Below are 25,624 nucleotides of genomic sequence, written 5' to 3' on the forward strand. Positions count from 1 at the left end.
ACCGCAGGGAGCGCAGCTCGACATGAGCCTCTGACTCGCGGCACGTGTTTGAGCGGAGCCGCAGGCGCAGCGAGTTGTGCCGCGTGGGCCCGCGCCCCGGAAGGCGGCGCGCGACTGTGCGTGAGCCGCAGGCGAAGCACGGAGAGGCCAGCATGAGCCCCTGGCGGGCATCGCCCTGCCGCCCGCCCCGGACGCCCGGAGAAGCGCCCCCACCTCGGCCCGCACGCCAAGCGGAGCCCAACACACCCCACAAAGCCCATACCACTCTGCAAAGGTCCAGTCGCGGCCAACTCACTGAACCCCACGCCCGCCCAAGCCGGAAGACGCCCCGTCCCCCTGCCCCAACACAGCCCCCTGCTCCACCACCGTCCGGATCGCGTCCAGCACCAGCCGCGGCTGCGTGATCTGCGGGAAGTGCCCGCTGCGGCGCGCCACGGCGTGCAGGCCCAGGGCCGAGAGCCTGGCGAGCTCCTTCTGGTGCTGACGCCGCTGCCGCAGGGCCGCGGGCGGCACCAGCCAGCGCGGCGGGTCGTTGCCGCCGCTCACCACCGCCAGCGGAACGGAGGGAAACGGGCCGGCCTCCTCCACCTCGCGCACGGCCGCGTCCAGCCAGTCCAGCTCCGAATGCAGGTTGGGCCGGAACAGCTGCTGCGGCACAGACAGCAACTTGCCCAGCACCTTGGCCAGCTGCGTCTCGTGGCCACGCAGCAACTCGCGATCGAGCGGGTGCGTGGCCTCCAGCAGCACCAGCCCGGCCACGTCCTGCGAGTGCCGGCGGGCGAAGAGGTTGGCGTACAGCCCGCCGAGCGAATGCCCCACCAGCACATAGGGCGGCGGCAGCGCCAGCCGGTCCAGCAGCTCGCGCAGGGCAGCCAGCACGTTGCCCGCCGACTGCGGTCCGCGCGGGGCGGAGCTGCCGCCGATGCCGAAGCGGTTGTAGGCCAGCACGCGGCCCAGGCGTTCGATGCCGGGATACAGGCGCGACCAGCCTTCCAGCGTCACGCCCGACCCGTTCAGCAGCACCAGCGTGGCCGGGCCGCGGCCGGACAGCACGTACTCCACCGTGCCGGTGGCGAGCGGGAGCTTGCGTTTGCGCGGCAGGCGGCCCGGGGTCACGCGCCGCCGATGCCGACCGTGACCTTGCCCGTGCCCTCGCACTCGGGGCAGGCGCTGCCGTTGAGGAGGCCGGTGCCGCCGCAGGCGCGGCAGACGTCCTCGCCCGTGCCGGGCGTGCCGGCCGGGGCCTCGTCGCCGGGCGCCATCGGGGGCGTGGCCGCGCCGGGCCGGCCACCGGCGGGCTGGTCGGGCGCGCCGGACGGTGCGCCCGCGGCCATGGGAAGGTCGATGGCCGCGCCGGGGTCCTCCTCGCCGGCGACGGATTCGCCCAGGTCGATGGGATCGGAAGCGGGAGCGCGGACGTCGGCCATGGGCATGCCTCGAGGGAACGAGAGTCCCATGCTAGGCAGCCGCGCGCACAGGCGCCGTAGGACGGCGCCCCTGCGTGGCGCGGCGGCTCAGCGCCCCGACCAGGCGGGCGGGCGCTTGGCCACGAAGGCGCGCACGCCCTCGCGGAAATCCTCGCTGCCGTAGGCGGCGCGGATGAGATCGTGAGCGTCCGGCAGCGGCGCGTGCAGCAGGCGGTTGAACGCCTGCTTGCTCACCCGCTGCGTGACCGGCGCCAGCGACGCCAGCTTCTGGCACAGCTTGTCGCTGGCCGCGTCGATGGCCTCGGGCGGCGCGATCTCCAGCAGGTAGCCGGCGGCGAGCGCCTCTTCCGCCGCGAGCAGGTCGGCCAGCAACAGCAGGCGCTCGGCGCGTGGACGGCCGAGCGCGGCGACCAGGCGCGCGACGTTGGCCATCGACAGGCAGTTGCCCAGCGTGCGCGCGATCGGCACGCCGAGCCGGGTGCCGGGCGTGGCGATGCGGAAGTCGCAGGCGGTGGCGATGGCCAGGCCGCCGCCGATGGCCCAGCCCTCGAGCACCGCGACGGTGGGCATCGGCAGCGACTCGAGCAGGCCGACGCAGGCGTCGATGCGCTGCTCGTAGGCCACGCCGTCCTCGCCGCCGGTGAAGTCCTGGAACTGCGCGATGTTGGTGCCGGCGACGAACGCCTGCCCACCGGCGCCGCGAAAGCGCACGACGCGAACCGATGCGTCACCGTGCAGCTGCTCGCAGATGCGCACCAGCGCTTCGTACATCGCCCAGGTCATCGCATTGCGCGCCTCGGGACGGTCGAACGTCACCGAGGCGATGGCGCCGTCGATGCGCAGGTGGACCTGGCCGTCGCTCATGCGCCGAAGGCCCCCTGGGCGCGCAGGCGCTCGACCTCGTCCTCGGCGAGGCCCATCTCGGCCAGCACCTCGCGCGTGTGCTCCCCCAGCAGCGGCGGATGGCGGCGCACCTGCTGCGGCGTGCCCGAGAGCTTCACCGCGAAGCCGATGTTGGGCACCTTGCCCTCCACGGGATGGTCGATCTCCATCTTCATGCCGCGCGCGGCCGCATGCTCGCTGCCGAACGCCTCGGGGTACGACAGGATCGGGCCGGCGGGAATGCCGTTGGCCAGCAGCGTCTCGACCCAGAAGTCCTTCGGGTGCTGGCGGAACGTCTTCTCCAGCTCGTCCTGCAGCGCCTGCCGGTTGGCCAGGCGCAGCGCGATGGTGGAAAAGCGCGCATCCTGCAGCAGCTCCTCGCGGCGCATCAGCGTGCACAGCTGCACCCAGAGCTTCTGGTTGTTGGCGCCCATGACGAAGTAGCCGTCGGAGCTGGCCATCGCCTGGTACGGCGCGGTCATCTTGTTGGACGTGCCCAGCGGCTGCGGCGGCTTGCCGGTGCCCCAGTAGTCGCAGATGTCCCAGACCGAGAACGCCATCGCCGAGTCGAACAGCGCCGCGTCGACGTACTGGCCCTGGCCCGTGTTCCTGGCGCCGATGTAGGCAGCGAGCGTGGCGTAGATGGCGAACAGCGCGCAGCCGATGTCGGCCACCGGCACGCCGGCCTTCACCGGCGGGCTGTCGGGATAGCCCGTCACGCTCATCACGCCGGACATGGCTTGCGCCATCAGGTCGAAGCCCGGCCGGTCGGCCCAGGGGCCGGTCTGGCCGAAGCCGCTGATGCTGGTGTAGACCAGGCGCGGGTTGATCTCGCGCAGCACGTCATAGCCGAGCCCGAGCCGGCGCATCGCGCCCGGCCGGTAGTTCTCGATCAGGATGTCGGCGTCCCTGGCCAGGCGCAGCACCACCGACTTGCCGGCCTCGGTCTTGAGGTCCAGCGCGATGCTGCGCTTGTTGCGGTTCATGTTCAGGAAGCCGAGCGAGTCGGCCCCCTTCATCTTGAACCCCATGGACCCGCGGGTCTGGTCGCCCGAGCCGGGGGGCTCGATCTTGATGACGTCCGCGCCCAGGTCACCCAGGAGCATGCAGGCGTAGGGGCCTGCCATGACCTGGCTGATGTCCAGGACGCGCACGCCCTCCAGGGGCAGGCGGGAAGTGGCTCCAGCTGTCACGCGTCTCCCTTCACGCCGCCGTCCTTGATGATCTTGGCCCACTTCTTGATCTCGACCTGGGTGAACTCGGCGAACTTCTCGGTGGAGCCGCCGCCGTCCTCGGCGCCCGAGGCCTGCAGCTTCTCGACCACGTCGGGCATCAGCATCACCTTGTTGACGTCCTCGTTCATGCGCTTGGCCATGGCCACGGGCATCTTGGCCGGGCCCACCAGGCCGTACCAGGTGGTGGCCTCGAAGCCGGGGAAGCCCGATTCGGCCATGGTCGGCACGTTCGGGTAGGCCTTGGCGCGCTGCAGGCGGGTCTGGGCGATGGCGATCGCCTTGCCGTTCTTCACGTGCGGCGTGGCCGCGGTCATCGTGTCGAAGCTGTACTGGATCTGCCCGCCGATCAGGTCGGTGAGCATGGGGCCCGAGCCCTTGTAGGGCACGTGGATCGCCTTGACCTTGGCGGCCAGCATGAACATCTCCAGCGCCAGGTGCTGCGCCGAGCCGGTGCCGGCCGAGCCGAAGCTGATCTTGCCCGGGTTCTTGCGGCACAGCTCCACCAGGTCCTTCACCGTCTTGGCCGGCTGCTGCTCGTTGCAGATCAGCAGGTTGGGCGTCACGCCCACGAGCACGATGGGCTGGAAGTCCTTGGCAGGGTCGTAATTGAGCTTGACCAGCGCCGGCGTGATCGCCTGGCTGTTGATGTGCGCCATCAGCAGCGTCGAGCCGTCGCCGGGCTGCTTGCTCACGTAGTCGGCGGCGATGGTGCCCGAGGCGCCGGCCTTGTTCTCCACCAGCACCTGCGTCTTCCACAGGTCGCCCAGCTTCTGGCCGATCACCCGCGCCAGGATGTCGGTGCCGCCGCCGGGCGCGAAGCCCACGATGATGCGCACCGGGCCGGTGGGCAGGTCGCCCTGGGCGCGGACGAGCGGGGCGGCCAGGGTGGCGGCGACTCCGGCGGTGAAGGTTCTGCGTTGCATGCTTGTCTCCTGGGAAGAGGGTCGGACTCGTTGGAAAACTGGCTGGCCATCGCGGGCCGGTGGCCCGCTCCGGTCCACCTCGGTCATGCGGCCTTCTGCAGGGCCACTGGCGCGGGGTGACCCGCGAAATACTCCATCGCGGCCTGCACGCCCGAGCCGGCGAGCTTGACGCCCGAGAGCTTCAGGCCCATCTCGCAGCCCGACAGGGCCGCCATCAGGGTCAGGTCGTTGCAGTCGCCGAGGTGGCCGATGCGGAACATGCGGCCCTTGACCTTGCCCAGGCCCGTGCCCAGCGACAGGTCGAAGCGTTCATAGATGGTCTTGCGCACCGCGTCGGCGTCGATGCCCTCGGGCGTGACCACGCCGGTGAGCACCGGCGAATAGACGGACGGGTCGGCGCACTGGATCTCCAGCCCCCAGGCCCGCACGGCGCTGCGCACGCCCTCGGCCCAGCGCTGGTGGCGCGCGAACACGGCGGCCAGGCCGCCCTGCTGCGGATCGAGCAGCATGTCGCAGGCCTCGGCCAGGCCGTACAGCAGGTTGGTGTTCGGGGTGTACGGGAAGTAGCCGGTCTTGTTCATCTCGACCATCTCGTCCCAGGCCCAGAACGCCTTGGGCAGCTTCGCGGTCTTGCTGGCCTCCAGCGCCTTGGGCGACAGCGCGTTGAAGCTGATGCCCGGGGGCAGCATCAGGCCCTTCTGCGAGCCGCTGACCGTGACGTCCACGCCCCACGCGTCGTGCTTGTACTCGGCCGAGGCCAGGCCCGAGATGCTGTCGACCAGCAGCAGCGCCGGATGCCGGGCGGCGTCGATGGCCTTGCGCACCGCGTGGATGTCGCTGGTGACGCCGGTGGACGTCTCGTTGTGGACCACGCACACCGCCTTGATCTGGTGCTGGGTGTCCTGGCGCAGGCGCTCCTCGATCATCGCGGCCTGCACGCCGCGCCGCCAGCCCTCCACGCCCGGCAGGCCGATGGTCTCGGCCTCCAGGCCCAGGCGCCTGGCCATCTTGATCCACAGGGCGGCGAAGTGGCCGGTCTCGTACATCAGCACCGAGTCGCCGGGCGACAGCACGTTGCACAGGGCCGCCTCCCAGGCACCGGTGCCCGACGCCGGGTAGATCACGACCGGGTGCCTGGTCTGGAACACCTGCTGGATGCCCGACAGCACGCGCTTGCCGAGCAGGCCGAATTCGGGCCCGCGGTGGTCGATGGTCGGCAGACTCATCGCCCGCAGGATGCGGTCGGGCACGGGCGACGGCCCGGGGATCTGGAGGAAATGGCGGCCGGTGGGATGGAAGTCGAGCGTCAGCATGGGCGCCATTTTTTGCATACAAAATGCGTTCGTCAAGCTCGTTTCCCGCGAAGTCAGGGTTTGACCCTGTTATTTTTTGCATACAAAATGGCACCCATGTCCGCCGAAATCATTGCCATCCCGCGCGGCAGCCTGCACGAGCAGGTCGCCAACCGCCTGCGCCAGATGCTGGTCGAGGGCCGCATCGCACCCGGCGCCAAGCTCAACGAGCGCGAGCTGTGCGAGGTGCTGGACGTCTCGCGCACGCCGCTGCGCGAGGCGATCAAGATGCTGGCCGCCGAGGGCCTGGTGGAGCTGCTGCCGCACCGCGGCGCCATCGCGGTGGCGCTGGACGAGCAGGCGGTGCGCGACACCTTCGAGGTGATGGCCGGCCTGGAGGCGCTCTCGGGCGAGCTGGCGGCCCAGCGCATCACGGACGAGGAGCTGGCCGAGTTGCGCGCGATGCACTTCGAGATGCTGGCTGCCTACACCCGCCGCGACCTGTCCAACTACTACCGGCTCAACGCACAGATCCACCGCGCCATCAATGCCGCCGCCAAGAATCCCGTGCTGAGCGCCACCTACGACCGCATCAACGCCCGCCTGCAGGCGCTGCGCTTTCGCTCCAACCAGGACGGCGCGAAATGGCAGGCCGCCATGCGCGAGCACGAGCAGATGATCGAGGCGCTGGCCGCGCGCGACGCCGCCGCCATGCGCCAGGTGCTCGCCTCGCACCTGAAGAACAAGCTGGACGTGGTGCTCGAGCTGCTGCACGCAGCCGCCCCGGCGCAGGAGGGCGCGCGATGAACGCCCCCCTGCCGCTGAAGGTCGCGCGCGAAGCCGCCGGCTCCGCCTACGGGCGCGTGGCCGCGGCCACCAACGAGGTCGCCGGACGCCTGGCGCAGCGCCTGGCCCGCGAGACGCAGGGCGAGGTGCTGTTCTCGCCGGCCGACCGCGGCCGCTACGCCACCGACGCGTCGATCTACCAGGAGATGCCGGTCGGCGTGTTCGTGCCGCGCACCTCCGACGACGTGCGGCTGGCCATCGACATCTGCCGCGACCTGCGGGTGCCCATCGTCCCGCGCGGCGGCGGCACCAGCCAGTGCGGCCAGACCGTGGGCGCGGGCCTGGTCATCGACCACACCAAGCACGTGCGCAACGTGCTCGAGGTCGACCCGGCCGCGCGCACCGCCGTGGTCGAGCCCGGCATCGTGCTGGACCACCTGAACGCCGCGCTGAAGGCGCACGGCCTGTGGTACCCCGTCGACGTGTCCACCAGCGCCCAGGCCACCCTGGGCGGCATGGCGGGCAACAACTCCTGCGGCAGCCGCAGCATCGCGTGGGGCAACATGGTCCACAACGTGCTGGGCATGGACGCCTGGACGCCCGACGGCGCGCTGCACCGGTTCGGCCGCTTCGACGACGCCACCGGCTGGGTGCGCACGATGGGCGAGGCGGTGCGCGGGATGGCCGACGCGCTGGCGCCCGAGATCGACGCGCGCTGGCCCAGGGTGCTGCGCCGCGTGGCCGGCTACAACCTGGACGTGTTCCGCAACCAGAGCCCGCGGCCCTACACCGCCGACGGCTCGGTCAACCTGGCCCACCTGCTGGTGGGCAGCGAGGGCACGCTCGCCCTCACGCGCAGCCTCACGCTGCAGCTGTCGGAGCTGCCGCGCGCCAAGGTGCTGGGAGTGGTGAACTTCCCGACCTTCTACAAGGCGATGGACACCGCCCAGCACATCGTCAAGCTGGGCGACGGCACGCTCACCGCCGTCGAACTGGTGGACCGCACGATGATCGAGCTGTCGCTGCAGAACCCGGCGTTCGCGCCGGTGATCCGCAGCGCGGTGATCGGCCGCCCCGACGCGGTGCTGCTGGTGGAGTTCTCCGGCGGCGACAAGGCCTCGCTCACCCGCCACCTGGACCGCCTGGTGGAGCTGATGGGCGACCTGGGCCTGCCCGGCTCGGTGGTGCGCCTGGAGGATGACGCCGCGCAGAAGAACCTGTGGGAGGTGCGCAAGGCGGGCCTGAACATCATGATGAGCCTCAAGGGCGACGGCAAGCCGGTGAGCTTCATCGAGGACTGCGCCGTGCCGCTGGAGCACCTGGCCGAGTACACCGACGCGCTGACGCAGGTGTTCCGCAAGCACGGCTCGCGCGGCACCTGGTACGCGCACGCCTCGGTGGGCACGCTGCACGTGCGGCCGATCCTGGACATGCGCCGCGACGGGGCGGCCAAGATGCGCGCCATCGCCGAGGAGGCCTCGGCCCTGGTGCGGCGCTACCGCGGCGCCTACAGCGGCGAGCACGGCGACGGCCTGTGCCGCGGCGAATGGATCCAGTGGCAGTTCGGCCCCAACGTCACGCAGGCGTTCGCCCGCATCAAGGACCTGTTCGACCCGCAGCACCTGTTCTGCCCGCGCCGCATCGTCGATGCGCCGCGCATGGACGACACGCGGCTGATGCGCTTTCCGCCCTCGTACAAGGTGATCCCGCTGCAGCCGGCCCTGGACTGGCGGCCGTGGGACGTGCAGAACGATCCGGCCACCGAGCGCACCACCCCGCCCGGCACCGGCGGCGACCCCGCCGGCGGCTTCGCCAAGGCGGTGGAGATGTGCAACAACAACGGCCACTGCCGCAAGTTCGACGCCGGCACCATGTGCCCCAGCTACCGCGTCACGCGCGACGAGAAGCACCTGACGCGCGGGCGCGCGAACACGCTTCGCCTCTGGCTGTCGGGACAGCTGGAGCCCCTGGCCGCACGGGGCGGGGCCGGGGCCGGCGAGAGCGGCAGTGTGTCGGGCCACACGGGCCACGGGTCCGACGCGGCCATGGCGCAAGTCAGGGAGGCCCTGGATCTCTGCGTCTCCTGCAAGGGCTGCAAGCGCGACTGCCCGACCGGCGTCGACATGGCAAAGATGAAGGTGGAGTTCCTGCACCACTGGCACCGCCGCCACGGCCGCAGCCTGAAGGACCGCCTGGTCGCCGCGCTGCCCGATTACGCGCGCACCGCGGCCCGGTTCGCGCCGCTGCTGAACCTGCGCAACCGCAGCCCGCTGCTGGCGCGCCTGGGCGAGCGGCTGCTCGGTTTCTCGGCCCGCCGCAGCCTGCCCGAATGGCGGTCGCGGCATTTCTTCAACCAGCCGCACGGCACCGCCACCCGCGAGGAGGTGCTGGCCGCTGCCAAGCCGGTCGTCCTGTTCGTCGACACCTTCAACGGCTTCTTCGAGTCGGCTAACGCCACCGCGGCGCTCAGGCTGCTGCAGGCGGCCGGCTACACGGTGCATGTGGCCGCGAAGGCGCAGGCGGACGGCAGGCACCTGTGCTGCGGCCGCACGCACCTGGCCACCGGCGACGTGGAGGCCGCGCGCGCCAGGGCGCGCGAGGTCGGGCAGGCGCTCTCGCCGTTCGCCGAACGCGGCATCGCGATCGTCGGACTCGAGCCGTCCTGCCTGCTCACCCTGCGCGACGAGCACCTCTCGATGGGCTTGGGCGAGCCGGCGCAGGCGATCGCCCGCCACTCGATGCTGCTCGAGGAGTTCCTCGCCCGCGAACTCGACGCCGGCCGCCTCGAGGGCCTGCGCGCCAGGCTGCGGCCGGTGGCCCAGCCGATCCTGGTCCACGGCCACTGCCACCAGAAGGCCTTCGACGCCGTCTCGCCGGTGCTCCGGCTGCTGCAGCTGATTCCCGGTGCCAAGCCGTCGCTGGTGGAGAGCAGCTGCTGCGGCATGGCGGGCGCGTTCGGCTACGAGGCCTCGCACCACGACGTCTCGATGCGGATGGCGGAGCTGAGCCTGCTGCCCGCGGTGCGCAACGCGCCCGACGCCATCGTCGTGGCCGACGGCACCAGCTGCCGCCACCAGATCCACGACGGCGCCGCCCGCGAGGCCCTCCACGCCGCCACCCTCCTCGCCCGGCAGTTGACGGACTGAAGGTCGCGCAGCGCGCGACCGCAGTCCGTCATCCCGGCGCAGGCCGGGATCCACGCTTTCGCACCCTGCCCGTGAGCAGGGCCCCCGTGACGCTCGCCGGGCACAATCCGACCATGCCCGTTGCCATCCGTTCCGTCCTCCCCAGCGACCAGCCCGCCTGGCAGCGCCTCTGGCGCGGCTACTGCGAGTTCTACGAGGCGACGCTGCCGGACGACGTGACGCAGCGCACCTGGAAACGGATTCTCGACCCCGACTCGGCCGTGATGTGCGTGCTGGCCGAGGTCGACGGCCGCGTGGTGGGCTTCGCGCATTGCGTGGTGCACGAGAACACCTGGGAGACGCAGGCCGTGTGCTACCTGGAAGACCTGTACGTCGACCCCGACGCGCGCGGCCAGGGCGTCGGCAGGGCCCTGCTCGAGTGGCTGCGCAATGCCATGCGCGCCGAAGGCTGGGCGCGCCTCTACTGGATGACGCACAAGGACAACGCGAGGGCGCGCGCGCTCTACGATCAGTTCACGCAGGCGGACGAATTCGTGCGTTACGTCGTGCGCGCGCCCAAGGCCTGATCCCGGCGTTCAGGCGCACCCAGCCCGCCGCGGCTCCTGTCCGCGCCAGCCAGCGTGGTCGCCGGGGCAGCGATGCTGCCCCCCTGGCGCACGCGCTCGAGCAGCAGCGCCGGGTCGACCTGCCAGGTCTTGCGCGCGAGCCGCCGGATCGCCCCTTGGCGCTCCAGGGTCGCGAGGCCGCGGGCGACGGTCTCGCGCGTGGTCCCCAGCAGCTCCGCCAGCGCCGAATTGGTCGGCAGCTCGATCGACGAACTGAGCTGCCCGCGCGCGAGGAGCGCGATCGCATAGGCGAGCTGGTTCACGGTACCGCGAACGCGCATGGCCTCGGACCAGGCCGCCAGCGAGACGACCATCTCGAAGACGGCGGTGCGCATCTCGTGGCGAAAGGCGTCATCGTCGCCCACCGCCTCGCGCAGTGTCGACATCTTCACGCAGCACAGGCGCGAGGGCGCGACGGCCACCGCGGACAGGTGGCAGGGCTGGCCGAAGAACCCCGGCACGCCGAAGGTGGCGCCGCGGCCTGCGACCACGGCGGGCCGGTGCACCCCGTCCAGCCCGCGGCGGTAGCCGAACACGGACCCCATCTTCAGCACCGACATCGCCGTGCCGCACTCGCCCTGCACCAGGAACTGCTCGCCGCGGCTGATCTGCACCGCCTCGACGTGGCCGGCCAGCTGCTCGCGGCGGCGCGGCTGGCAGCCGAAGGGACACAGGGAATGGGTCGCACAGAGGCTGCAATTCGCGCGCGTTCGTTTCGTGGTCGTCATTCTTCTTGTTCCGTCTAGCGCGTTCCTCGGTTCCATGGCCCCGGTGGATCGCGGTCGCCGCGCAGTGTAGGTGTGGCACGCCCACGCCACGCCGATGTCCACGCGCGCCGGCCCCCGGAAATTGCGAGGTCCGTCACATTCGATTCAGTTACATCCGGAAACTATTCGCATGAGCTGGCACATTGGTCCGCCAACAAGCCAAGGAATGCAGTTGACCGGAGGAAGGATGACGGAACCAGGCAGTGCCCTCATGCGGATGCTCGAGCGGACGATCGCGCTGGGTGCGCCTGCGTCGATGCTGATCGGCGGCAGCGGCACGGTGTCCGTCTACCCGCGCCAGAACTGCTACATCTCCGATATCCAGGACTGGGTCCCCGCGTACGCGGCCAACGACGGCCAGATCCGGGTCACCGCCGCCCTCTGGGGGGCGCCGCCGCCGGAGGCGCAGCCACTGGACGAGCTGCGCTGGCGCGCCGCGTTGCAGGTCGCACGCGCACGCGCGCAGGACACCCAGGCCACCGGTGAACTTGTGCAGTTGCAAAGCTGGCCCAACCTGGCCTGCATGCCCGAGGAACTCGTGGCCGATGCCGCGCGCATCTGTGCGCTGCTGTGGCGCAAGCCCACGGTCGGCTACCTGATTCCGCGCGTGCTGGACCTGCCCCCCGCGGTGGTCTGGGAGGTGCTGCTGCTCCTGCAGGCCACCGGCCACGTGCACTGGCCCGCGGCCAGCGCACGGGCGCGCTCGCTGCCCGACTCCGTGGCGCTCCCGGTCACGGTCGCCACGCCGGACCCCGACGATGCCGGCTCCTCCCCTCTGGTCGCCCGGCTGTGGCAACGCCTGCTGGGCAAGTAGGGAGCGGCTGTGGACTGGGCAATCCTGTTCGGCGGGCCCGTGGGCGCGGGCAAGACCGAGGCGATCCGCACCGCCAGCGACATCGACGTGGTGGGCACCGAAGCGGCCGCCACGGACGAGACCGCGCGGCTGAAGGAACGCACGACCGTGGCCATGGACATGGGTGTGATGAACCTGGGCGGCGGCGACAAGCTGCGCCTGCTTGGCGCGCCCGGCCAGTCGCGCTTCGACTTCATGTGGGACGTGCTCGTGCCGCAGGCGCGCGGCGTGGTCGTGCTGGTCGACCACAGCAGGCCGACGGCCGTGGAGGATCTGCTGCTGTACGCGCACGAGCTGTGCGGCCGCGCCATGGGCCGCCCGCTGCCGCTGGCCGTGGGCATCACGCACGTCGACCACTCCGAGTCCGGCGACCTCTCCTCGTACGTCGAGGCGCTGCGGGCGCGGCCCGTGCCGGGCCAGTGCGGGTCCGTGCCGGTGCTCCAAGTCGATGCGCGGCGACCGCGCGACGTGCGCGCGCTGCTGCTGGCGCTGACCGGCATGCTGGAAATGACCGAGCGGTTCCCGCCGCGGCGCGCGGCATGAACAACGGCGTGCTGTCGCTGCGCGGCTACGGCGTCGCGCTCGGGCCGCGCGTCGTGCTGCGGGAGGTCACCTTCGAGCTGCCCCACCGCGGCTGCTCGGTGCTGCTGGGGCCGTCGGGCACCGGCAAGTCCACCCTGCTGCGGACCCTCGCCGGTGCCAATGTGGCACAAGCGGGCCTGCAGGTCTGGGGGCGCGCGCTATACGCGGGGCAGTGCCTGTCCGACCTGCACCGGCCCGTGCTGGTGGCGCAACAGCCGCGGCTGCTGCTCGCCAAGGTGCTCGAGAACCTGGCCGGCGCCCTGCCCGGCCGCGCCGCCATGACGCAGCGCATGCAGGTCGAGTGGCTCTCCGACTGGCTGGCCGGGCTCGGCCAGGGTGCGCTCGTGGCCAGGCTGGGGCATCCGGCCGTCGAATGCAGCCCGGTGGAGCAGCGGCTGGTCGCGATCCTGCGTGCGGCGCTGCAGGCTCCCGAACTGCTGATGGTGGACGAGCCGACCGCCGGTCTGGACGCCGCTGCGGCGGAACCGCTGCTCGGCTTGCTGGAGCGGCTGGCCGGACGCCACGCACTCCTGGTGGTCATGCACCACCTGCGGCACTCGCAGCGCCTGGCCGGCCAGGTGGTGCTGCTGGCCAGCGGCACCGTGCAGGAGCGTGGTGAGGCGGCGGCGTTCTTCGCTTCCCCCCGCTCGGACGCGGGGCGCAGCTTCGTGCGCACCGGCTCGTGCCCCGAGGAGAGCACCGAGCAATTCGACCCGCCCCCTCCTACGCCGCCAGCACTGCCGCCATCCGGGGCCGCCGTCGCGGCCGACGGCATCGCCGCCACGGCGCCGAGCGCGGCCCGTGGCCCACGCGGGTTCACCTGGCTGCTGCCGGGCCGGCTGGCCGGCACGCCCTGGCCCGGCATCGTGCACGACGCGCGCCAGGACCTGGACGCCTTGCGCAACGTCGGCGTGCGTTGGCTGGTCAACCTGACCGAGGACCCGTTCGACGCGGAGCTCGCCGCGACCTTCCGCATCGACTGCGTGCATGTCCCGATGCCCGACATGCACCCGCCCACGATGGACCAGGCGATCGCCCTGTGCGAGGCGCTCGACGAGCGCCTGTGCGCCGGCGAGACCTGCGCTGTGCACTGCCGCGCCGGGCTGGGCCGCACGGGCACCGTGCTGGCGGCGTACTGGCTGTGGCAACGAGACGACCGGTGGGATGCCGCTGGTGCCCTCGCCCACGTGCGGCGCATCGAACCCGGCTGGGTGCAGTCACTCGCGCAGGAGGCCTTCCTGCACGAGTTCGCCCGCCGCCTGGCCGGCTCGCGGGCGGCAACGCTCGCGACGGCCGCCTGAACCACAGATTCCCAACCACCAACGAAAGAAAGAAGTAACGACGATGAGCACCTTCGACACCATGCTGCAAAAGGCCGTGACGGCCGTGCCCGACTGCGTGGCCGCCGGCTACGTGGACCTGTCGTCCGGCATGCTGCTGGGCATCAAGTCGGTCGACTCGCACCCGCGCGAGGTCATCGAGTTGCTGGCCGCCGCGACCGCCGACCTGTTCCAGGGCCCGAGCGTGCAGGCCATCGAGAAGCTGTTCCGCGCGGCGCGTGGCGTCCCCGAGAACGGCCAGCACTACTTCCAGGAAATCATCGTGAACAGCGACAACCTGATCCACGTCTTCCTGCGCGGCAAGCGCCAGCAGCAGGTCGCGACCTTCGTGTGCCGCAAGGGCGCGAACCTGGGCATGGTCCTGACCAAGGCGCGGATGATCATGCCGGACCTGGAGGCCTCGCTCTGAACGCGGCGATGGATGACCCGCTCTCCCCGCGCGCCCGTGCCCTGCTGCGCAGCCTGCAGGCCGGGTCCGACTGCGTGCGGTCCTGCGCGCTCGTCACTTACGACGGCCTGATGCGCGCCTGCGTGCTGGCCGGCGGGATCGACGCGGACCGGTTCGGTGCGATGTGCGCCTCCCTGCTGGCCCTGTCCGCGCGCGCGTCCCGGGAGGTCGAGCGCGGCGTGCTGCGCCAGATCATCCTGGACGGCGAGCAGGGGCCGATGCTGCTCACCCGCGCTGGCGACGCGGGGGTGCTCGCGGTGGCGGCCGACCCGACCAAGAACCTGGGCAAGCTGATCCTGGACACGCGCAACACCGCCGCGGCGCTGGCGGCGCTGCAGGGGCCCGCCGCATGAACCGACCCGTGGCTTTCCAACACGGCCCCGTCGTCGAGGTGCGCGAAGGCGAGTCGCTGCTGGACGCCTGCCTCCGCAGCGCCGTGGACGTGCCGTTCTCGTGCCGCGCCGGCGTGTGCCATGGCTGCCTGCTCCACGGATTGGCGGGACCGATCCCCGGCGGGGCGCAGCACGGCCTGCCCGGCCTCCTGCGCGACGCCGGCTATTTCCTCGCCTGCCGCTGCGAGCCCACCGAGCCCATGGTCGTGTCCGTCCCGGTCGCCGGCACCGTGCCGGTCGAGGGACTGCTTCACGAGGTGCTGCTGCTGGACGGCACCGTCACCTTCAGCCTCGAGACCGCGCGGCTGGTCGCTTGCCGCCCCGGCGACGGGCTGCGGCTGCAGGACCGCCATGGACACGCCGTGCGCGTGCACGTGATCGCGTGCGAGGCGGACAGCTTCACCCTCACCGGCAGCGCCGCGGCCACCGACGTGCCCGAGGCGCTGCTGCGCGCGGAATTCGGCGCCGCGCTGCTCGTGCGGCGCGAAGCCGGTCCCGCGGCACCCGCGGCCGAGCAACCCGCGCCGCCGACCGACGCCGACCTGTGGCGCGAACTCGGGGACGGTCGCACCGTGCGGGCCGTGCTCGAAGGCTTCTACGCCGAGGTTTATGCGGACCCGCTGCTGGCGCCCTTTTTCCGCGGCATCACCATCGACCGCTCGATCGAGAAGCAGTACAGCTTCCTGCAGCAGCTCATGACCGGCATGAAGGTGTACTTCGGCGACCGCCCGCGCAACGCGCATCACTGGATGGTGATCTCGCCGGAGCTGTTCGAGCACCGTCAGCGGCTGATGCACGGGCACCTGGTGCGGCACGAACTGACCCCGGACCAGGTCGCGCGCTGGACACGGCTGGAGTCCCACTGGCGGCCCGACATCGTCAAGGAGCGTCCCTGGCCGCGCCGGATCGCCGGAGTCGAGCAACCGCTGGAAGGCCATGGCGAGCTGGTGCTGGCCGAGGGCACGCTGTGTGACCACTGCGGCGCCGTGATCGACGCGGGCACGCGGGTGCGCTACCACCTGCGCCTGGGCCACGTGGCCTGCCCCGCCTGCGCCACGGAATGACGGGCGGCCGCTTCGAGGCGCTGGAGCAGGCGATCGCGCGCCTTCGCGCCGACTGTACCGAGCTTGCGGGCTGCCTGATCGCCACGCAAGAAGGCCTGCTCCTCGCCGCCGTCGGCTCGCTCGATGGAGAAACGGCTGCGGCCGCAGGCTCGCACCTGCTCGACAGCCTGGACCGCGGCCTCGCCCTGCTGCAGGCGCCCGCCTGCGACGACGCGCTGGTGTGGAGCGGGGGCGGGGTCTGGGGCGTGAGCCGGCTGCCCAGCGGCCATGTCGTGCTTGCGCGGGGGGACACCGAATGCCCGCCGGTCAAGCTTCGGCTGGCGATCGCCCGCCTGCGGCGCGAGCTGCTGCCGCCCCTGGCCGACCTCGCCGCCGCATGACGCAGCGCAAGCCCGGACGGGCGCGCTGTGCCAGACTGGCTGCATCGTCCCTGCGAGGTTCCCCATGCGCCTGCAGTTCCTCGGTGCCACCGACACCGTCACCGGCTCCCGCACGCTCGTGCAGGCCGGCGGCTCGAACGTCCTCGTCGACTGCGGCCTGTTCCAGGGCTGGAAGCAGCTGCGCCTGCGCAACTGGGAGCCGCCGCCGTTCGATCCCGGCGCGCTGCAGGCCGTGGTGCTCACGCACGCGCACATCGACCACAGCGGCTACCTGCCGCTGCTGGTGAAACGGGGCTTCCGCGGCCCGATCCACTGCAGCGCCGCCACGGCCGACCTGTGCCGCATCCTGCTGCCCGACAGCGCGCACCTGCTGGAGGAGGAAGCCGAGTTCAACAACCGGCACGGCACGTCCAAGCACCATCCGGCGCTGCCGCTGTACACGCAGCAGGACGTGGAGCGGTGCCTGCGGCAGCTGCGGCCCAGGCCGTGGGATTCGGCCTGGGAAGCGGCACCGGGGATCCAGGCGCGGCTGCTGCCGTCCGGCCACATGCCGGGGTCGTCGTTCGTGCGACTGCAGAGCGCGGACACCTCCATCCTCTTCTCTGGCGACCTGGGACGGCCGCACGACCTGGTGCTGCGCGCGCCCGTGGCGCCGCTCCCGTCCGACCACCTGGTGATCGAGTCGACCTACGGCGACCGGCTGCACGACGGCGGCGACGTGCTGCAGGAGCTGGCCGACGTGATCCAGCGCACCGTGGCGCGCGGCGGCGCGGTGATCATCCCGGCGTTCGCCGTCGGCCGTGCCCAGAGCCTGTTGCACTGCATCGCGCAGCTGAAGGCGGCGGGCCGCATCCCGCCCGTGCCGGTGTTCCTGAACAGTCCGATGGCCGCCCGGGCCACCGAGGTGTTCCACCGGCACGAGAAGGAACTGCGGCTGACCGCGGCCGAAGTCGACGCGATGGACGCGGTGGCCGAAGTCGTCGACACGGCCGATGCCTCGCGGGCGCTGAATGCGCGGCGCGGGCCGATGATCATCGTCGCCGGCAGCGGCATGGCCACGGGCGGCCGCGTGGTGCACCACCTGAAGGCGTTCGCGCCGGACCATCGCAACACCATCCTGCTGGCGGGGTTCCAGGCCGGCGGCACGCGCGGCGCCGCGCTGGCCGGCGGTGCGCGCTCGATCCGCATCCACGGCGAGGACATCCCGGTACGCGCCGAGGTCGCGATGATTGGCCACCTCTCCGCGCATGCCGACGCCGGCGAGATCATCGCGTGGCTGCGCGGCTTCGCCAGGCCGCCGCGCACGACGTTCATCAACCACGGCGAGCCCGCGGCGGCCGACGCGCTGCGCCTGCGCATCGAACGCGAACTGCGCTGGGACCACGTGCACCTGCCCTACTACCTCGAGTCCATCGAGCTGCGCTGACCGCCGCGCAGGCGCCGCGGCGGAAAACAACTTCTTGCACTGTCAAGCGCATGGCAGAGCTGGTCTCTGCCTAGACTGCGCCCCTTCATGCAGAAGGAGTCGCCATGCGATGCACCACCGCCCAGCACGCCAGCCGAGGGGGACGAGCCCGTCCCGGCGGCGGCGGGGCGACCGCTCGCGACGCGCGTGACACGAACGATGGCGCGCGCGCGTGCGTCGCGTGACGCGCTGCGCGGCATTCGGCCGCCCGGCCGGCCGCGCGGCACCGCCCTCGACGTGGCTCATCCATACCGCGACGGCATCGGCGCTGGACGTTTGATTCCGAGTCCATGCTGAGGCCAAATAACCCCCTCGCATGCGCCGGCGGCGACGCCGGCACCGACGCACCGACAGACTGCCCCATGCCCATGAGCGAGTCCCTCCGAGTCCCGGCCACGCCCGCGCGCCCCGCGACCCATGGTGCGACGGCCCCATCGCTGCTGGCCGGGCCCACCGCCCGCGCCGAGGCGATCGCCGCCAGCGACATGGCGGCGGCGATCTCGGGGTTCGACTGGAGCGCCACCCCGCTCGGCCCCACCGAGTCGTGGCCGCAAAGCCTCAAGAGCGCCGTGCGGCTGCTGCTCGGATCGCGCTACCCGATGTTCATCTGGTGGGGGCCGGAGCTGGTCGCCGTCTACAACGATGCCTACATCGACGTGCTCGGCCCGCGCCATCCGTGGGCCCTGGGCCGCAGCGCCAAGGAGACCTGGGCCGACATCTGGGACGTGGTGGGCCCGCAGGGCGAGGCCGTGATGCGCCACGGCGCGTCCACCTGGAACGACCGGGTGCTGCTGGTGATGGAGCGCAAGGGCTATACCGAGGAGACGTACTTCACCTTCTCGTACAGCCCCTGCTTCGACGACCATGGCGAGGTCGGCGGGGTGTTCTGCACCTGCACCGAGGACACCGACCGGGTGCTGGGCGAGCGACGGCTCAAGAGCCTGGCGGCGCTGTCGGCGACCGTGCTCGATTCGCACAACCCGGTGCATGCGTGCGAGAGCGCGGCCGCGGCGCTGGCCACCAACCCGCACGACCTGCCCTTCGTGCTGTTCTACCTGCAGGAGGACGCGCAGGCGCGCCTGGTGGCCGGCTGCGGCGCCGCGCAGGGCACCGCCCTCGCCCCGCGCGAGCTGGCACTGTCCGCCGGCGCGCCCTGGCCGCTGCAGGAAGCGGCGGCGACGCGCCAGGCCCGGCATGTGGACCGCATCGACCGCATCGCCGCCGTCGCCGCCGGGCCGTGGCCCGAGCCGGTGCGCGACGCGCTCGTGCTGCCCCTGCCCGCGGTCAACCCCGGCACGCCGGGCGGCTTCCTGGTCGTCGGCCTCAATCCACGGCGCCCGCTGGACGCGGAATACGGCGACTACCTCACGCTTGTGGCGCAGCAGGTGGCCGGCGCCATCGCCGACGCGCGCGCGTTCGAGGAGGAGCAGCAGCGCGCGCGCGCGCTCGCCGAACTGGACCGCGCCAAGACCACCTTCTTCACCAACGTCAGCCACGAACTGCGCACGCCGCTCACGCTGATGCTGGGCCCGCTCGCCGAACTGCTCGAGTCCGGCGAGCTCGATGCCCGGTCCGCGCGGGCGCTGGACCTGGCGCAACGCAACGGACGCCGCCTGCAGCGGCTGGTCAACGCGCTGCTGGACTTCTCGCGGATCGAGGCCGGGCGGATGCAGGCGCGCTTCCAGCCGGTGGACCTGGGCGCCAGCACCACCGAGCTGGCCAGCTTCTTCGATTCGGCCGCGCGCAAGGCCGGCCTGCTGCTGCAGGTCGACTGCCCGCGGCTGCCGCAGCCGGTCTACGTCGACCGCGGCATGTGGGAGAAGATCGTCTTCAACCTGCTGTCGAACGCGATCAAGTACACGCGCGCCGGCAGCATCCGGGTGCAGCTGCGCGACACCGGCCGCGGCGCGCGGCTGGACGTCACCGACACCGGCCATGGCATCCCCGAGGAGGCGCTGCCGCACATCTTCGAGCGCTTCTACCGCGTCGAGGGCGCGCACGGCCGCAGCATCGAGGGCACGGGCATCGGCCTCGCGCTGGTCGCCGAGCTCGCGCGCATGCATGGGGCCGCCGCCCGGGCGGCGAGCGTGTTCGGGGCGGGCAGCACCTTCAGCATCGAGTTGGCCTACGGCCACGCCCACCTGCCGGCCGGCCAGGTCGACCACGGCCCGGTGGAGGCCAAGGCCTTGCCGGCCACGGGCTGGCTGGACGAGATGGAGGCCTGGTTCGCCACCGAGTCGCCGGAGGACGAGGACGACGCGGGCACCGATGCCGTGGCCGGCGAGCCCGCCGCGGCGTGGGAGCCGCGCGCCGCGCCGCGCCCTGGCATCAAGGGCGACGTGCTGCTGGTGGACGACAACGCGGACATGCGCGGCTACCTGGCCCGCCTGCTGGGCCGCGAGCACCAGGTGCGCACCGCCGCGGACGGCTACGACGCGCTGCAGCGCATCGCCGAGCGGGTGCCCGACCTGGTGCTGACCGACGCCATGATGGCCCGCATGGACGGCCTTGCGCTGCTCAAGCGGCTGCGCGCGGACCCGGCCACCGCCGCCCTGCCGGTCATCATGCTGTCGGCCAATGCGACCGACGAGGGGCGGCTGCAGGCACTGGCGGCCGGCGCCGACGACTTCCTGGTCAAGCCGTTCCAGGCGCGCGAGCTGCTCGCGCGCGTGTCGGGCACGCTGCGGCTGGCGCAGGTGCGCCGCGAGGCGATGCGGCGCGAGCAGCTGCTGCGCAGCGAGGTCGAGCAGGTGCTCGAGAGCATCGGCGAGGGCTTCATGGCGATCGACGCCGACTGGAAGCTCACCTACGTCAACCGCGCCGGCGAGGCGATCTTCGACCGGCCGCGCGAGGCCATGCTGGGCCGCACCTACTGGGAGCTGTTCCCCGACGTGGCGGGCACCGTGTTCGAGGAGCCGTTCCGCCGCGCGATGCGCGAGCGCACCGCGCTCAAGGTCGACGGGCCCTACGACCCGCTGTCCGGCTGGTTCGAGATCAGCGTGTACCCGGTCGATTCGGGCGGGCTGTCGTTCTATTTCCGCGACGTGCTGCAGAGCCGCCTGATGGAGCGCTCGCTGCGCGAGGGCCAGGAGCAGCAGCGCTTCCTGTCGGATTTCGGCCAGCTCACGCAGCAGATCCAGGATCCCGAGGAGGTCCTCACCGCCGCCGTGCGCGCCCTGGGCGAGCACCTGCGGGCCGACCGCTGCGTGTGGGCGCTGATCGACGAGGACGAGGACACCGCGACGGTGCGCGGCGAACACCGTCGCGACGAGACGCTGCTGTCGCAACTGGGCGTCGCCAAGCTCGGCCACTTCAACCCCGAGCAGGTGCGCCTGTACCGCGAGGGCCGCCCGTTCGTCATCCACGACATCGACGCCGATCCGCGCCTGGACCGCGAGCGCGAGCTGTACCGCAAACGGCAGCTGGTGGCCAACGTGTCGGTCGGCATCCTGCGCGCCGGGCGGCTGGTGGCGTGCATCGGCGTGCAGCAGGCGACGCCGCGCCAGTGGAGCGAGGGCGAGGTGGCGCTGGTGCAGGCGGTCGCCCAGCGCTGCTGGGAGGCCTTCGAGCGCGCCCAGGTGCAGCAGCGCCAGCGCGAGAGCGAGCGGCGCCTGCGCGAGATGGCCGAGGCCATGCCGCAGATCGTCTACGTGGCCGACCCGGGCGGCCGCATCGTCTACCTCAACCGCCAGTGGGAACGCTACACCGGCCATGCGCGCGCCGACCAGGCCGACCTGCAGGCGGTGATCCACCCGGACGACTACCCGGACATCCAGTCGCGCTGGCAGCGCGCCCTGGACACGGGCGAGCCGCTCACCAGCGAATACCGCGTGCGCCACGTGCGCGACGGCGTCTACCGCTGGTGGCTCACGCGCGCCGTGCCGGTGCGCGACGAGCACGGCGAGGTGGTGCGCTGGTACGGCACCTCGACCGACATCGACGAATTCAAGCGCAACGCCGAGGCGCTGGCGCAGGCGCACGCCGCGCTGCAGCAGGTGGAGCGGCGCAAGGACCAGTTCATCGCCACGCTGGCGCACGAGCTGCGCAACCCGCTCGCGCCGCTGCGCAACGGCGTGCAGCTGCTCGCGCTCGGCGGCGGCCCGGACGGCGGAGCGCGCGTGCAGGCCATGATGAAGCGGCAGATCGACCAGCTGGTGCGGCTGGTCGACGACCTGCTCGAGGTCTCGCGCATCACCTCGGGCAAGGTGGCGCTGCAGCGCAGCCCCCAGGACATCGCCGAGGTGCTGCACGGGGCCGCCGAGACCAGCCGCGCCGTCGTCGAGACCGCGCGCCATTCATTGCACGTGGACGTCGACGAGCTGGCCGGCCAGCTGGTGGACGGCGATCCGCTGCGGCTCGGCCAGGTGTTCGCCAACCTGTTGAACAACGCGGCCAAGTACACCGAGCCGGGCGGCCACATCTCGCTGCGCGGCTGGCGCGAGGACGGCGAGGCGGTCGTCGAAGTGCAGGACAACGGCATCGGCCTGGCGCCCGACATGCTCGAGGAGGTGTTCCAGCCCTTCGTGCAGGCCGACCGCTCGGCCTCCCGCGCGCAGGGCGGGCTGGGCATCGGCCTGTCCATCGTGCGCAGCCTGGTCGACCTGCACGGCGGCACCGTGCGCGCGCACAGCGGCGGCGAAGGACGCGGCAGCACGTTCACGGTGCGGCTGCCGCTGGCCGCCGGCGCGCAGCCCGGCGAATCCGACAGCGCGGCGCCCGCGCGCGTGCAGCCGGCCGGCGGGCCGTCGGTGCTGGTGGTGGACGACAACCACGACGCCGCCGACAGCCTGGCCTACATGCTGGAGATGATGGGCGCGACGACGCGCGTGGTGTACGGCGGCCCGGACGCGGTCGCGGCTGCCGCGGCTTCCACCCCCGACCTCGTGCTGCTGGACCTGGGCATGCCGGGCATGGACGGCTACGAGGTCGCCCGGCGGCTGGCGGCGCACCCCGAGCGCGCGCGCATGCTGCTGGTGGCGCTCACGGGCTGGGGCCAGACCGAGGACCGGCAGCGCACCCGCGCGGCCGGGTTCGACGAACACCTGGTCAAGCCGGCGGAGATCGACGCGCTCGAAGCCCTGCTCGCCCGCGCGGCCAAACGCTGAGTCCTTGCGCCAGGTCAACGGCAGCCGGCCCGGCCGGGCGCACCATGGCCCGGCCATGGCGAAACGCTTCCCCCTGGTCCCGGCCCATCCCGAGCGCACCTGCTGGGGCTGCGACAAGTACTGCCCCGCCAACTCGATGGCCTGCGGCAACGGCTCCGAACGCACCCAGCACCCCAGCGAACTGTTCGGCGACGACTGGGCGACGCAGGGCCTGGACCCCTATGCGCCTGCGGACGCGCAGGGGCCGCAGGGTCCGGCGCCGGCCAAGCCGGCGGACTGATCGCGCCGCCGCGGGCGCGCGACGGCCGAGCAGCCACCCGGCCCGGCCGGGGCCGCCGCGCGCGCCCGGTACGATCTGCCTTGCATGACCCCGTTGTTCCATCCCCATCTCGGCCTCTGGCACGTGATCACGCGCTTCGGCGAGGCCGGCATCCTCCTGCCCTGCGCCCTGCTGATCGCGATCGGCCTGGCCGCGGCCACGCGCGACCCGCGGGCCGCGCTGCCCTGGCTGCTGCCGCTGGCGCTGGCCGTCGCGGCCACCACCGCGTCCAAGATCGCGTTCCTGGGCTTCGGGCTCGGCATCGCCAGCCTGGACTTCACCGGCTTTTCCGGCCATTCGATGTTCGCCGCGGCCGTCTACCCGATGCTGGCCTACACCGTCGCCGGCCGCGGCCGGCCGCGCTGGCGAATCGGCCTCGTGGGCGCCGGCTACGTGTTCGCGGCGCTGGTCGCGATTTCGCGCTACTGGCTCGAGGCCCACTCGCCGTCGGAGATCGTGCTGGGCTACCTGCTGGGCGCCGGCGCCAGCGCGGCGGCGATGCAGGCGCTGCGGCGCGGCACGTCGTTCGCGCTGCCCCCGGCGCTGGTGGGCGTGCTGGCCGCCTGGCTCGCGATCGTGCCGCACGAGCCGGTGCTGCTGCCGTCGCACGAGATCGTCACGCGGGTGTCGCTCAAGCTGAGCGGCCGCACGGCCCCGTACACGCGCGCCGACCTGCACCGCGGCCGGTCCGTGCTGTCCTGAAGCCGGACAAGGAAAAAAGAAAACCCCCGCGGCCTTCGCCACGGGGGCTCAACATCGACGCGTGTTCAGGCCAAGCACTTTTCCCACCTGAAGGGGAGTCGCGCGTCAACGTCCCCATTGTGCGGACCCGTCCCTGACTGGAACCTGTTCCGGCAAAGCCCCGCGCGAGCGGGGTCCGTCAGGCGGAATTCAGCCGGGCTGCGGCAGGCGATCGCATCGCCGCATGGCCCCAGCCGGCCGGCCCCCGCGACTGGCGCTGCGCCGCACCGCCGAGCAGGTACAGTCGCGGCACGTCGCCCACCGCCCGCCCTTGAAATCCGACACCTTCCCCTCCATCGGCCAGGCCCTGCTGCTGCTGGTCGCCCTGTTCATGGTGGAGTACGTGATCGGCCTCGCGCTGTACACCCAGCGCAGGGCCCTCGGCCTGACCTCGGGGCAGTTGAGCGCGCTGGTCACGGTGCTGGGCCACGGCATCGTCTTCACGACGCTGCTGCAGGCCAAGGCGCTGCGCTACCGCGACCTGTTCCACCCGTCGCCGTCGTCGCTGCGGGCGACGGCCCTGCTGCTGCTGCCGCCCGTCGTGCTGCTGGTGCCGGCGCTCGTGTTGCTCGGGTCGGTCGCGGCCGGCGCGATGGTGGACCTGTTCCCGCCCTCGCCCTCGCAGCGCGCGATGCTGGAAGGCATGACGTCGCCGCGCCTGCCCACCATCGTCGCGGTGTGCGTGCTGGCGCCGGTGCTCGAGGAGATGCTGTTTCGCGGCATCATGCTGCGCGCCTTCCTCGTGCGCTACCGCGCGGGCACGGCGATCGTCGCCTCGGCGCTCATCTTTGCGCTCGCGCACCTGAACCTGTACCAGTTCTTCGTCGCGCTGCCGCTGGGCCTGCTGGCCGGCTGGCTGTACGAGCGCTCGCGCTCGCTGCTGCCGTCGCTGGCGCTGCACGCCCTGTACAACACGTCCGCGATCGTGGTGCGGGCCACGGCCGACGCCAGCCCCTTGCAGGCGGCCGCCACGCTGGCCTCGACGTGGGTCTGGCTGGCCTCGCTGGCCGCCGGCCTCATCGGCGCCTGGGCGCTGTGGCGCACGCTGCAGCCGGCCAGCGCGGGCGCGAGCGCCGCGTCCGCGGAGCGCTGAGCCCGGCCCCGCGGCGGGTCGAGCCGCCGCGGCGGCGTCCGCAGCAGGCGCGCGCAGGGACATTCGGTGCGCACCGGCGCCGCGATCCGCGCGGCACTAGCATCGGGCGATGAGCACCCCCACCCTCAAGATCGATTTCGTCTCCGACGTGGCCTGCCCCTGGTGCGCCGTCGGGCTCGGCGCGCTGGAGCGCGCGCTGCAGCGCCTGGACGGCCAGGTGAGCGCCGAGCTGCGCTTCCAGCCCTTCGAGCTGAACCCGCAGATGGGGCCCGAGGGCCAGGACATCGGCGAGCACCTGGCACAGAAGTACGGCTCGACGCCCGAGCAGCAGGCGGCCAACTGGGAGGCGCTGCGCCAGCGCGCCGCCGGCGTCGGCTTCGAGTTCCGCGCGCAGGGTCGCGGTCGCGTGTGGAACACCTTCGATGCCCACCGGCTGCTGCACTGGGCGGGCGGGGTCGGCGGCGAGGCGCAGCTGCGGCTGAAGAAGGCCCTGCTGCGCGCGTACTTCACCGAGGCGCGCAACGTCTCGGACGCCGCCGTGCTGCTGGACGCCGTGGCCGCGGCGGGCCTCGACGTGGAACGTGCGCGCGCCATCCTGGCCGGCGACGAGTTCGCCGCCGAGGTGCGCGAGCAGGAGCAGTTCTATGCCGGCCAGGGCATCCGGGCCGTGCCCTCGGTGATCGTCAACGACCGCCACCTGATCCAGGGCGGCCAGCCGCCGGAACTGTTCGAGCAGGCGCTGCGGCAGATCGCGCAGGAGGCCGCGGCCGAGTGAGCCG

23 protein-coding genes are annotated in these 25,624 nt (G+C 72.3%); 16 read left to right on the forward strand and 7 right to left on the reverse strand.

The genetic code is table 11. From position 1 onward, the window contains the following. Window positions 1–291 precede the first annotated feature (291 nt). From AC3ANR_RS14135 to AC3ANR_RS14160, 6 genes are all read right to left on the reverse strand, one after another. On the reverse strand, window positions 292–1,116 hold the full coding sequence (locus AC3ANR_RS14135) for an alpha/beta fold hydrolase (protein ID WP_488288736.1): 825 nt from the start codon (window positions 1,114–1,116) through the stop codon (window positions 292–294). Continuing rightward, window positions 1,113–1,427, reverse strand: coding sequence for a hypothetical protein (locus AC3ANR_RS14140; RefSeq protein WP_488288737.1), 315 nt, complete (start codon window positions 1,425–1,427; stop codon window positions 1,113–1,115). Before AC3ANR_RS14140 ends, AC3ANR_RS14135 begins: the two co-directional genes overlap by 4 nt. An 87-nt stretch (window positions 1,428–1,514) precedes the next feature. Further along, on the reverse strand, window positions 1,515–2,291 hold the full coding sequence (locus AC3ANR_RS14145; RefSeq protein WP_488288738.1) for an enoyl-CoA hydratase/isomerase family protein: 777 nt from the start codon (window positions 2,289–2,291) through the stop codon (window positions 1,515–1,517). Next, window positions 2,288–3,502 carry a CaiB/BaiF CoA transferase family protein gene (locus AC3ANR_RS14150; RefSeq protein ID WP_488288739.1) on the reverse strand — a complete coding sequence of 405 codons (1,215 nt, stop codon included), beginning with the start codon at window positions 3,500–3,502 and terminating at the stop codon, window positions 2,288–2,290. The genes AC3ANR_RS14145 and AC3ANR_RS14150 overlap by 4 nt, the downstream gene beginning before the upstream one ends. Continuing rightward, window positions 3,499–4,467 carry a Bug family tripartite tricarboxylate transporter substrate binding protein gene (locus AC3ANR_RS14155; RefSeq protein WP_488288740.1) on the reverse strand — a complete coding sequence of 323 codons (969 nt, stop codon included), beginning with the start codon at window positions 4,465–4,467 and terminating at the stop codon, window positions 3,499–3,501. The genes AC3ANR_RS14150 and AC3ANR_RS14155 overlap by 4 nt, the downstream gene beginning before the upstream one ends. An 83-nt stretch (window positions 4,468–4,550) precedes the next feature. Next, a complete protein-coding gene (locus tag AC3ANR_RS14160) occupies window positions 4,551–5,780 on the reverse strand; it encodes a pyridoxal-phosphate-dependent aminotransferase family protein (RefSeq protein ID WP_488288741.1) in 1,230 nt (409 codons plus the stop codon). A 96-nt stretch (window positions 5,781–5,876) separates the two neighbouring features. Here AC3ANR_RS14160 and AC3ANR_RS14165 point away from each other — a divergent pair, with 96 nt between their 5' ends. The 3 genes from AC3ANR_RS14165 to AC3ANR_RS14175 all read left to right on the forward strand — a co-directional run bounded on the left by AC3ANR_RS14165 (window position 5,877) and on the right by AC3ANR_RS14175 (window position 10,257). Then, window positions 5,877–6,566, forward strand: coding sequence for a GntR family transcriptional regulator (locus tag AC3ANR_RS14165; protein ID WP_488288742.1), 690 nt, complete (start codon window positions 5,877–5,879; stop codon window positions 6,564–6,566). Then, entirely contained in the window at window positions 6,563–9,691 is a 3,129-nt protein-coding gene (locus AC3ANR_RS14170; protein WP_488288743.1) for an FAD-binding and (Fe-S)-binding domain-containing protein, read from the forward strand. Before AC3ANR_RS14165 ends, AC3ANR_RS14170 begins: the two co-directional genes overlap by 4 nt. Window positions 9,692–9,804: 113 nt before the next feature. Beyond that, window positions 9,805–10,257 carry a GNAT family N-acetyltransferase gene (locus AC3ANR_RS14175; RefSeq protein WP_488288744.1) on the forward strand — a complete coding sequence of 151 codons (453 nt, stop codon included), beginning with the start codon at window positions 9,805–9,807 and terminating at the stop codon, window positions 10,255–10,257. On the opposite strand, the gene AC3ANR_RS14180 is transcribed toward AC3ANR_RS14175, so the two are convergent. Next, the gene (locus tag AC3ANR_RS14180; protein WP_488288745.1) at window positions 10,230–11,024 is read right to left on the reverse strand and encodes a Crp/Fnr family transcriptional regulator; all 795 of its coding nucleotides are present in this window, start codon (window positions 11,022–11,024) and stop codon (window positions 10,230–10,232) included. The genes AC3ANR_RS14175 and AC3ANR_RS14180 overlap by 28 nt on opposite strands. Window positions 11,025–11,250: 226 nt before the next feature. Between AC3ANR_RS14180 and AC3ANR_RS14185 the strand changes: the two genes are divergently transcribed. The 13 genes from AC3ANR_RS14185 (at window position 11,251) to AC3ANR_RS14245 (ending at window position 25,620) form a co-directional block, all read left to right on the forward strand. Beyond that, window positions 11,251–11,877, forward strand: a complete 627-nt coding sequence (locus AC3ANR_RS14185) for a hypothetical protein (protein WP_488288746.1) — start codon at window positions 11,251–11,253, stop codon at window positions 11,875–11,877. Between the two features lie 9 nt (window positions 11,878–11,886). After that, the gene (locus AC3ANR_RS14190) at window positions 11,887–12,459 is read left to right on the forward strand and encodes a GTP-binding protein (RefSeq protein WP_488288747.1); all 573 of its coding nucleotides are present in this window, start codon (window positions 11,887–11,889) and stop codon (window positions 12,457–12,459) included. Next, complete coding sequence (locus AC3ANR_RS14195) at window positions 12,456–13,799, forward strand: phosphatase domain-containing putative toxin (protein ID WP_488288748.1); 1,344 nt, start codon at window positions 12,456–12,458, stop codon at window positions 13,797–13,799. The genes AC3ANR_RS14190 and AC3ANR_RS14195 overlap by 4 nt, the downstream gene beginning before the upstream one ends. A 43-nt stretch (window positions 13,800–13,842) precedes the next feature. After that, window positions 13,843–14,247: a hypothetical protein gene (locus AC3ANR_RS14200; RefSeq protein WP_488288749.1), complete on the forward strand. Its 405-nt coding sequence runs from the start codon at window positions 13,843–13,845 to the stop codon at window positions 14,245–14,247. 8 nt (window positions 14,248–14,255) lie between these two features. Further along, a complete protein-coding gene (locus tag AC3ANR_RS14205; protein WP_488288750.1) occupies window positions 14,256–14,639 on the forward strand; it encodes a roadblock/LC7 domain-containing protein in 384 nt (127 codons plus the stop codon). 8 nt (window positions 14,640–14,647) lie between these two features. Beyond that, window positions 14,648–15,742, forward strand: coding sequence for a 2Fe-2S iron-sulfur cluster-binding protein (locus AC3ANR_RS14210; RefSeq protein WP_488288751.1), 1,095 nt, complete (start codon window positions 14,648–14,650; stop codon window positions 15,740–15,742). Beyond that, complete coding sequence (locus tag AC3ANR_RS14215) at window positions 15,739–16,122, forward strand: roadblock/LC7 domain-containing protein (protein WP_488288752.1); 384 nt, start codon at window positions 15,739–15,741, stop codon at window positions 16,120–16,122. Before AC3ANR_RS14210 ends, AC3ANR_RS14215 begins: the two co-directional genes overlap by 4 nt. A gap of 64 nt (window positions 16,123–16,186) precedes the next feature. Then, complete coding sequence (locus tag AC3ANR_RS14220; RefSeq protein WP_488288753.1) at window positions 16,187–17,548, forward strand: MBL fold metallo-hydrolase RNA specificity domain-containing protein; 1,362 nt, start codon at window positions 16,187–16,189, stop codon at window positions 17,546–17,548. Between the two features lie 407 nt (window positions 17,549–17,955). Continuing rightward, window positions 17,956–22,692 carry an ATP-binding protein gene (locus tag AC3ANR_RS14225; RefSeq protein WP_488288754.1) on the forward strand — a complete coding sequence of 1,579 codons (4,737 nt, stop codon included), beginning with the start codon at window positions 17,956–17,958 and terminating at the stop codon, window positions 22,690–22,692. Between the two features lie 55 nt (window positions 22,693–22,747). Beyond that, on the forward strand, window positions 22,748–22,972 hold the full coding sequence (locus tag AC3ANR_RS14230) for a DUF3079 domain-containing protein (RefSeq protein WP_488288755.1): 225 nt from the start codon (window positions 22,748–22,750) through the stop codon (window positions 22,970–22,972). A gap of 84 nt (window positions 22,973–23,056) precedes the next feature. Next, window positions 23,057–23,713: a phosphatase PAP2 family protein gene (locus tag AC3ANR_RS14235; protein WP_488288756.1), complete on the forward strand. Its 657-nt coding sequence runs from the start codon at window positions 23,057–23,059 to the stop codon at window positions 23,711–23,713. A gap of 310 nt (window positions 23,714–24,023) precedes the next feature. After that, window positions 24,024–24,845, forward strand: a complete 822-nt coding sequence (locus tag AC3ANR_RS14240; RefSeq protein ID WP_488288757.1) for a CPBP family intramembrane glutamic endopeptidase — start codon at window positions 24,024–24,026, stop codon at window positions 24,843–24,845. Between the two features lie 109 nt (window positions 24,846–24,954). Further along, complete coding sequence (locus AC3ANR_RS14245; RefSeq protein ID WP_488288758.1) at window positions 24,955–25,620, forward strand: DsbA family oxidoreductase; 666 nt, start codon at window positions 24,955–24,957, stop codon at window positions 25,618–25,620. Window positions 25,621–25,624: the final 4 nt, after the last annotated feature.

It is taken from the genome of Ramlibacter sp. JJN2-2R (genome assembly GCF_057747835.1).

Bases quoted from the DNA above. Each gene is read 5' to 3' on its own strand.
- AC3ANR_RS14140 (WP_488288737.1), bottom strand. From the start codon at position 1,427: ATGGCCGACGTCCGCGCTCCCGCTTCCGATCCCATCGACCTGGGCGAA.
- AC3ANR_RS14145 (WP_488288738.1), bottom strand. From the start codon at position 2,291: ATGAGCGACGGCCAGGTCCACCTGCGCATCGACGGCGCCATCGCCTCG.
- AC3ANR_RS14155 (WP_488288740.1), bottom strand. From the start codon at position 4,467: ATGCAACGCAGAACCTTCACCGCCGGAGTCGCCGCCACCCTGGCCGCC.
- AC3ANR_RS14160 (WP_488288741.1), bottom strand. From the start codon at position 5,780: ATGCTGACGCTCGACTTCCATCCCACCGGCCGCCATTTCCTCCAGATC.
- AC3ANR_RS14165 (WP_488288742.1), top strand. From the start codon at position 5,877: ATGTCCGCCGAAATCATTGCCATCCCGCGCGGCAGCCTGCACGAGCAG.
- AC3ANR_RS14170 (WP_488288743.1), top strand. From the start codon at position 6,563: ATGAACGCCCCCCTGCCGCTGAAGGTCGCGCGCGAAGCCGCCGGCTCC.
- AC3ANR_RS14175 (WP_488288744.1), top strand. From the start codon at position 9,805: ATGCCCGTTGCCATCCGTTCCGTCCTCCCCAGCGACCAGCCCGCCTGG.
- AC3ANR_RS14180 (WP_488288745.1), bottom strand. From the start codon at position 11,024: ATGACGACCACGAAACGAACGCGCGCGAATTGCAGCCTCTGTGCGACC.
- AC3ANR_RS14185 (WP_488288746.1), top strand. From the start codon at position 11,251: ATGACGGAACCAGGCAGTGCCCTCATGCGGATGCTCGAGCGGACGATC.
- AC3ANR_RS14195 (WP_488288748.1), top strand. From the start codon at position 12,456: ATGAACAACGGCGTGCTGTCGCTGCGCGGCTACGGCGTCGCGCTCGGG.
- AC3ANR_RS14200 (WP_488288749.1), top strand. From the start codon at position 13,843: ATGAGCACCTTCGACACCATGCTGCAAAAGGCCGTGACGGCCGTGCCC.
- AC3ANR_RS14205 (WP_488288750.1), top strand. From the start codon at position 14,256: ATGGATGACCCGCTCTCCCCGCGCGCCCGTGCCCTGCTGCGCAGCCTG.
- AC3ANR_RS14215 (WP_488288752.1), top strand. From the start codon at position 15,739: ATGACGGGCGGCCGCTTCGAGGCGCTGGAGCAGGCGATCGCGCGCCTT.
- AC3ANR_RS14220 (WP_488288753.1), top strand. From the start codon at position 16,187: ATGCGCCTGCAGTTCCTCGGTGCCACCGACACCGTCACCGGCTCCCGC.
- AC3ANR_RS14225 (WP_488288754.1), top strand. From the start codon at position 17,956: ATGAGCGAGTCCCTCCGAGTCCCGGCCACGCCCGCGCGCCCCGCGACC.
- AC3ANR_RS14230 (WP_488288755.1), top strand. From the start codon at position 22,748: ATGGCGAAACGCTTCCCCCTGGTCCCGGCCCATCCCGAGCGCACCTGC.
- AC3ANR_RS14235 (WP_488288756.1), top strand. From the start codon at position 23,057: ATGACCCCGTTGTTCCATCCCCATCTCGGCCTCTGGCACGTGATCACG.
- AC3ANR_RS14245 (WP_488288758.1), top strand. From the start codon at position 24,955: ATGAGCACCCCCACCCTCAAGATCGATTTCGTCTCCGACGTGGCCTGC.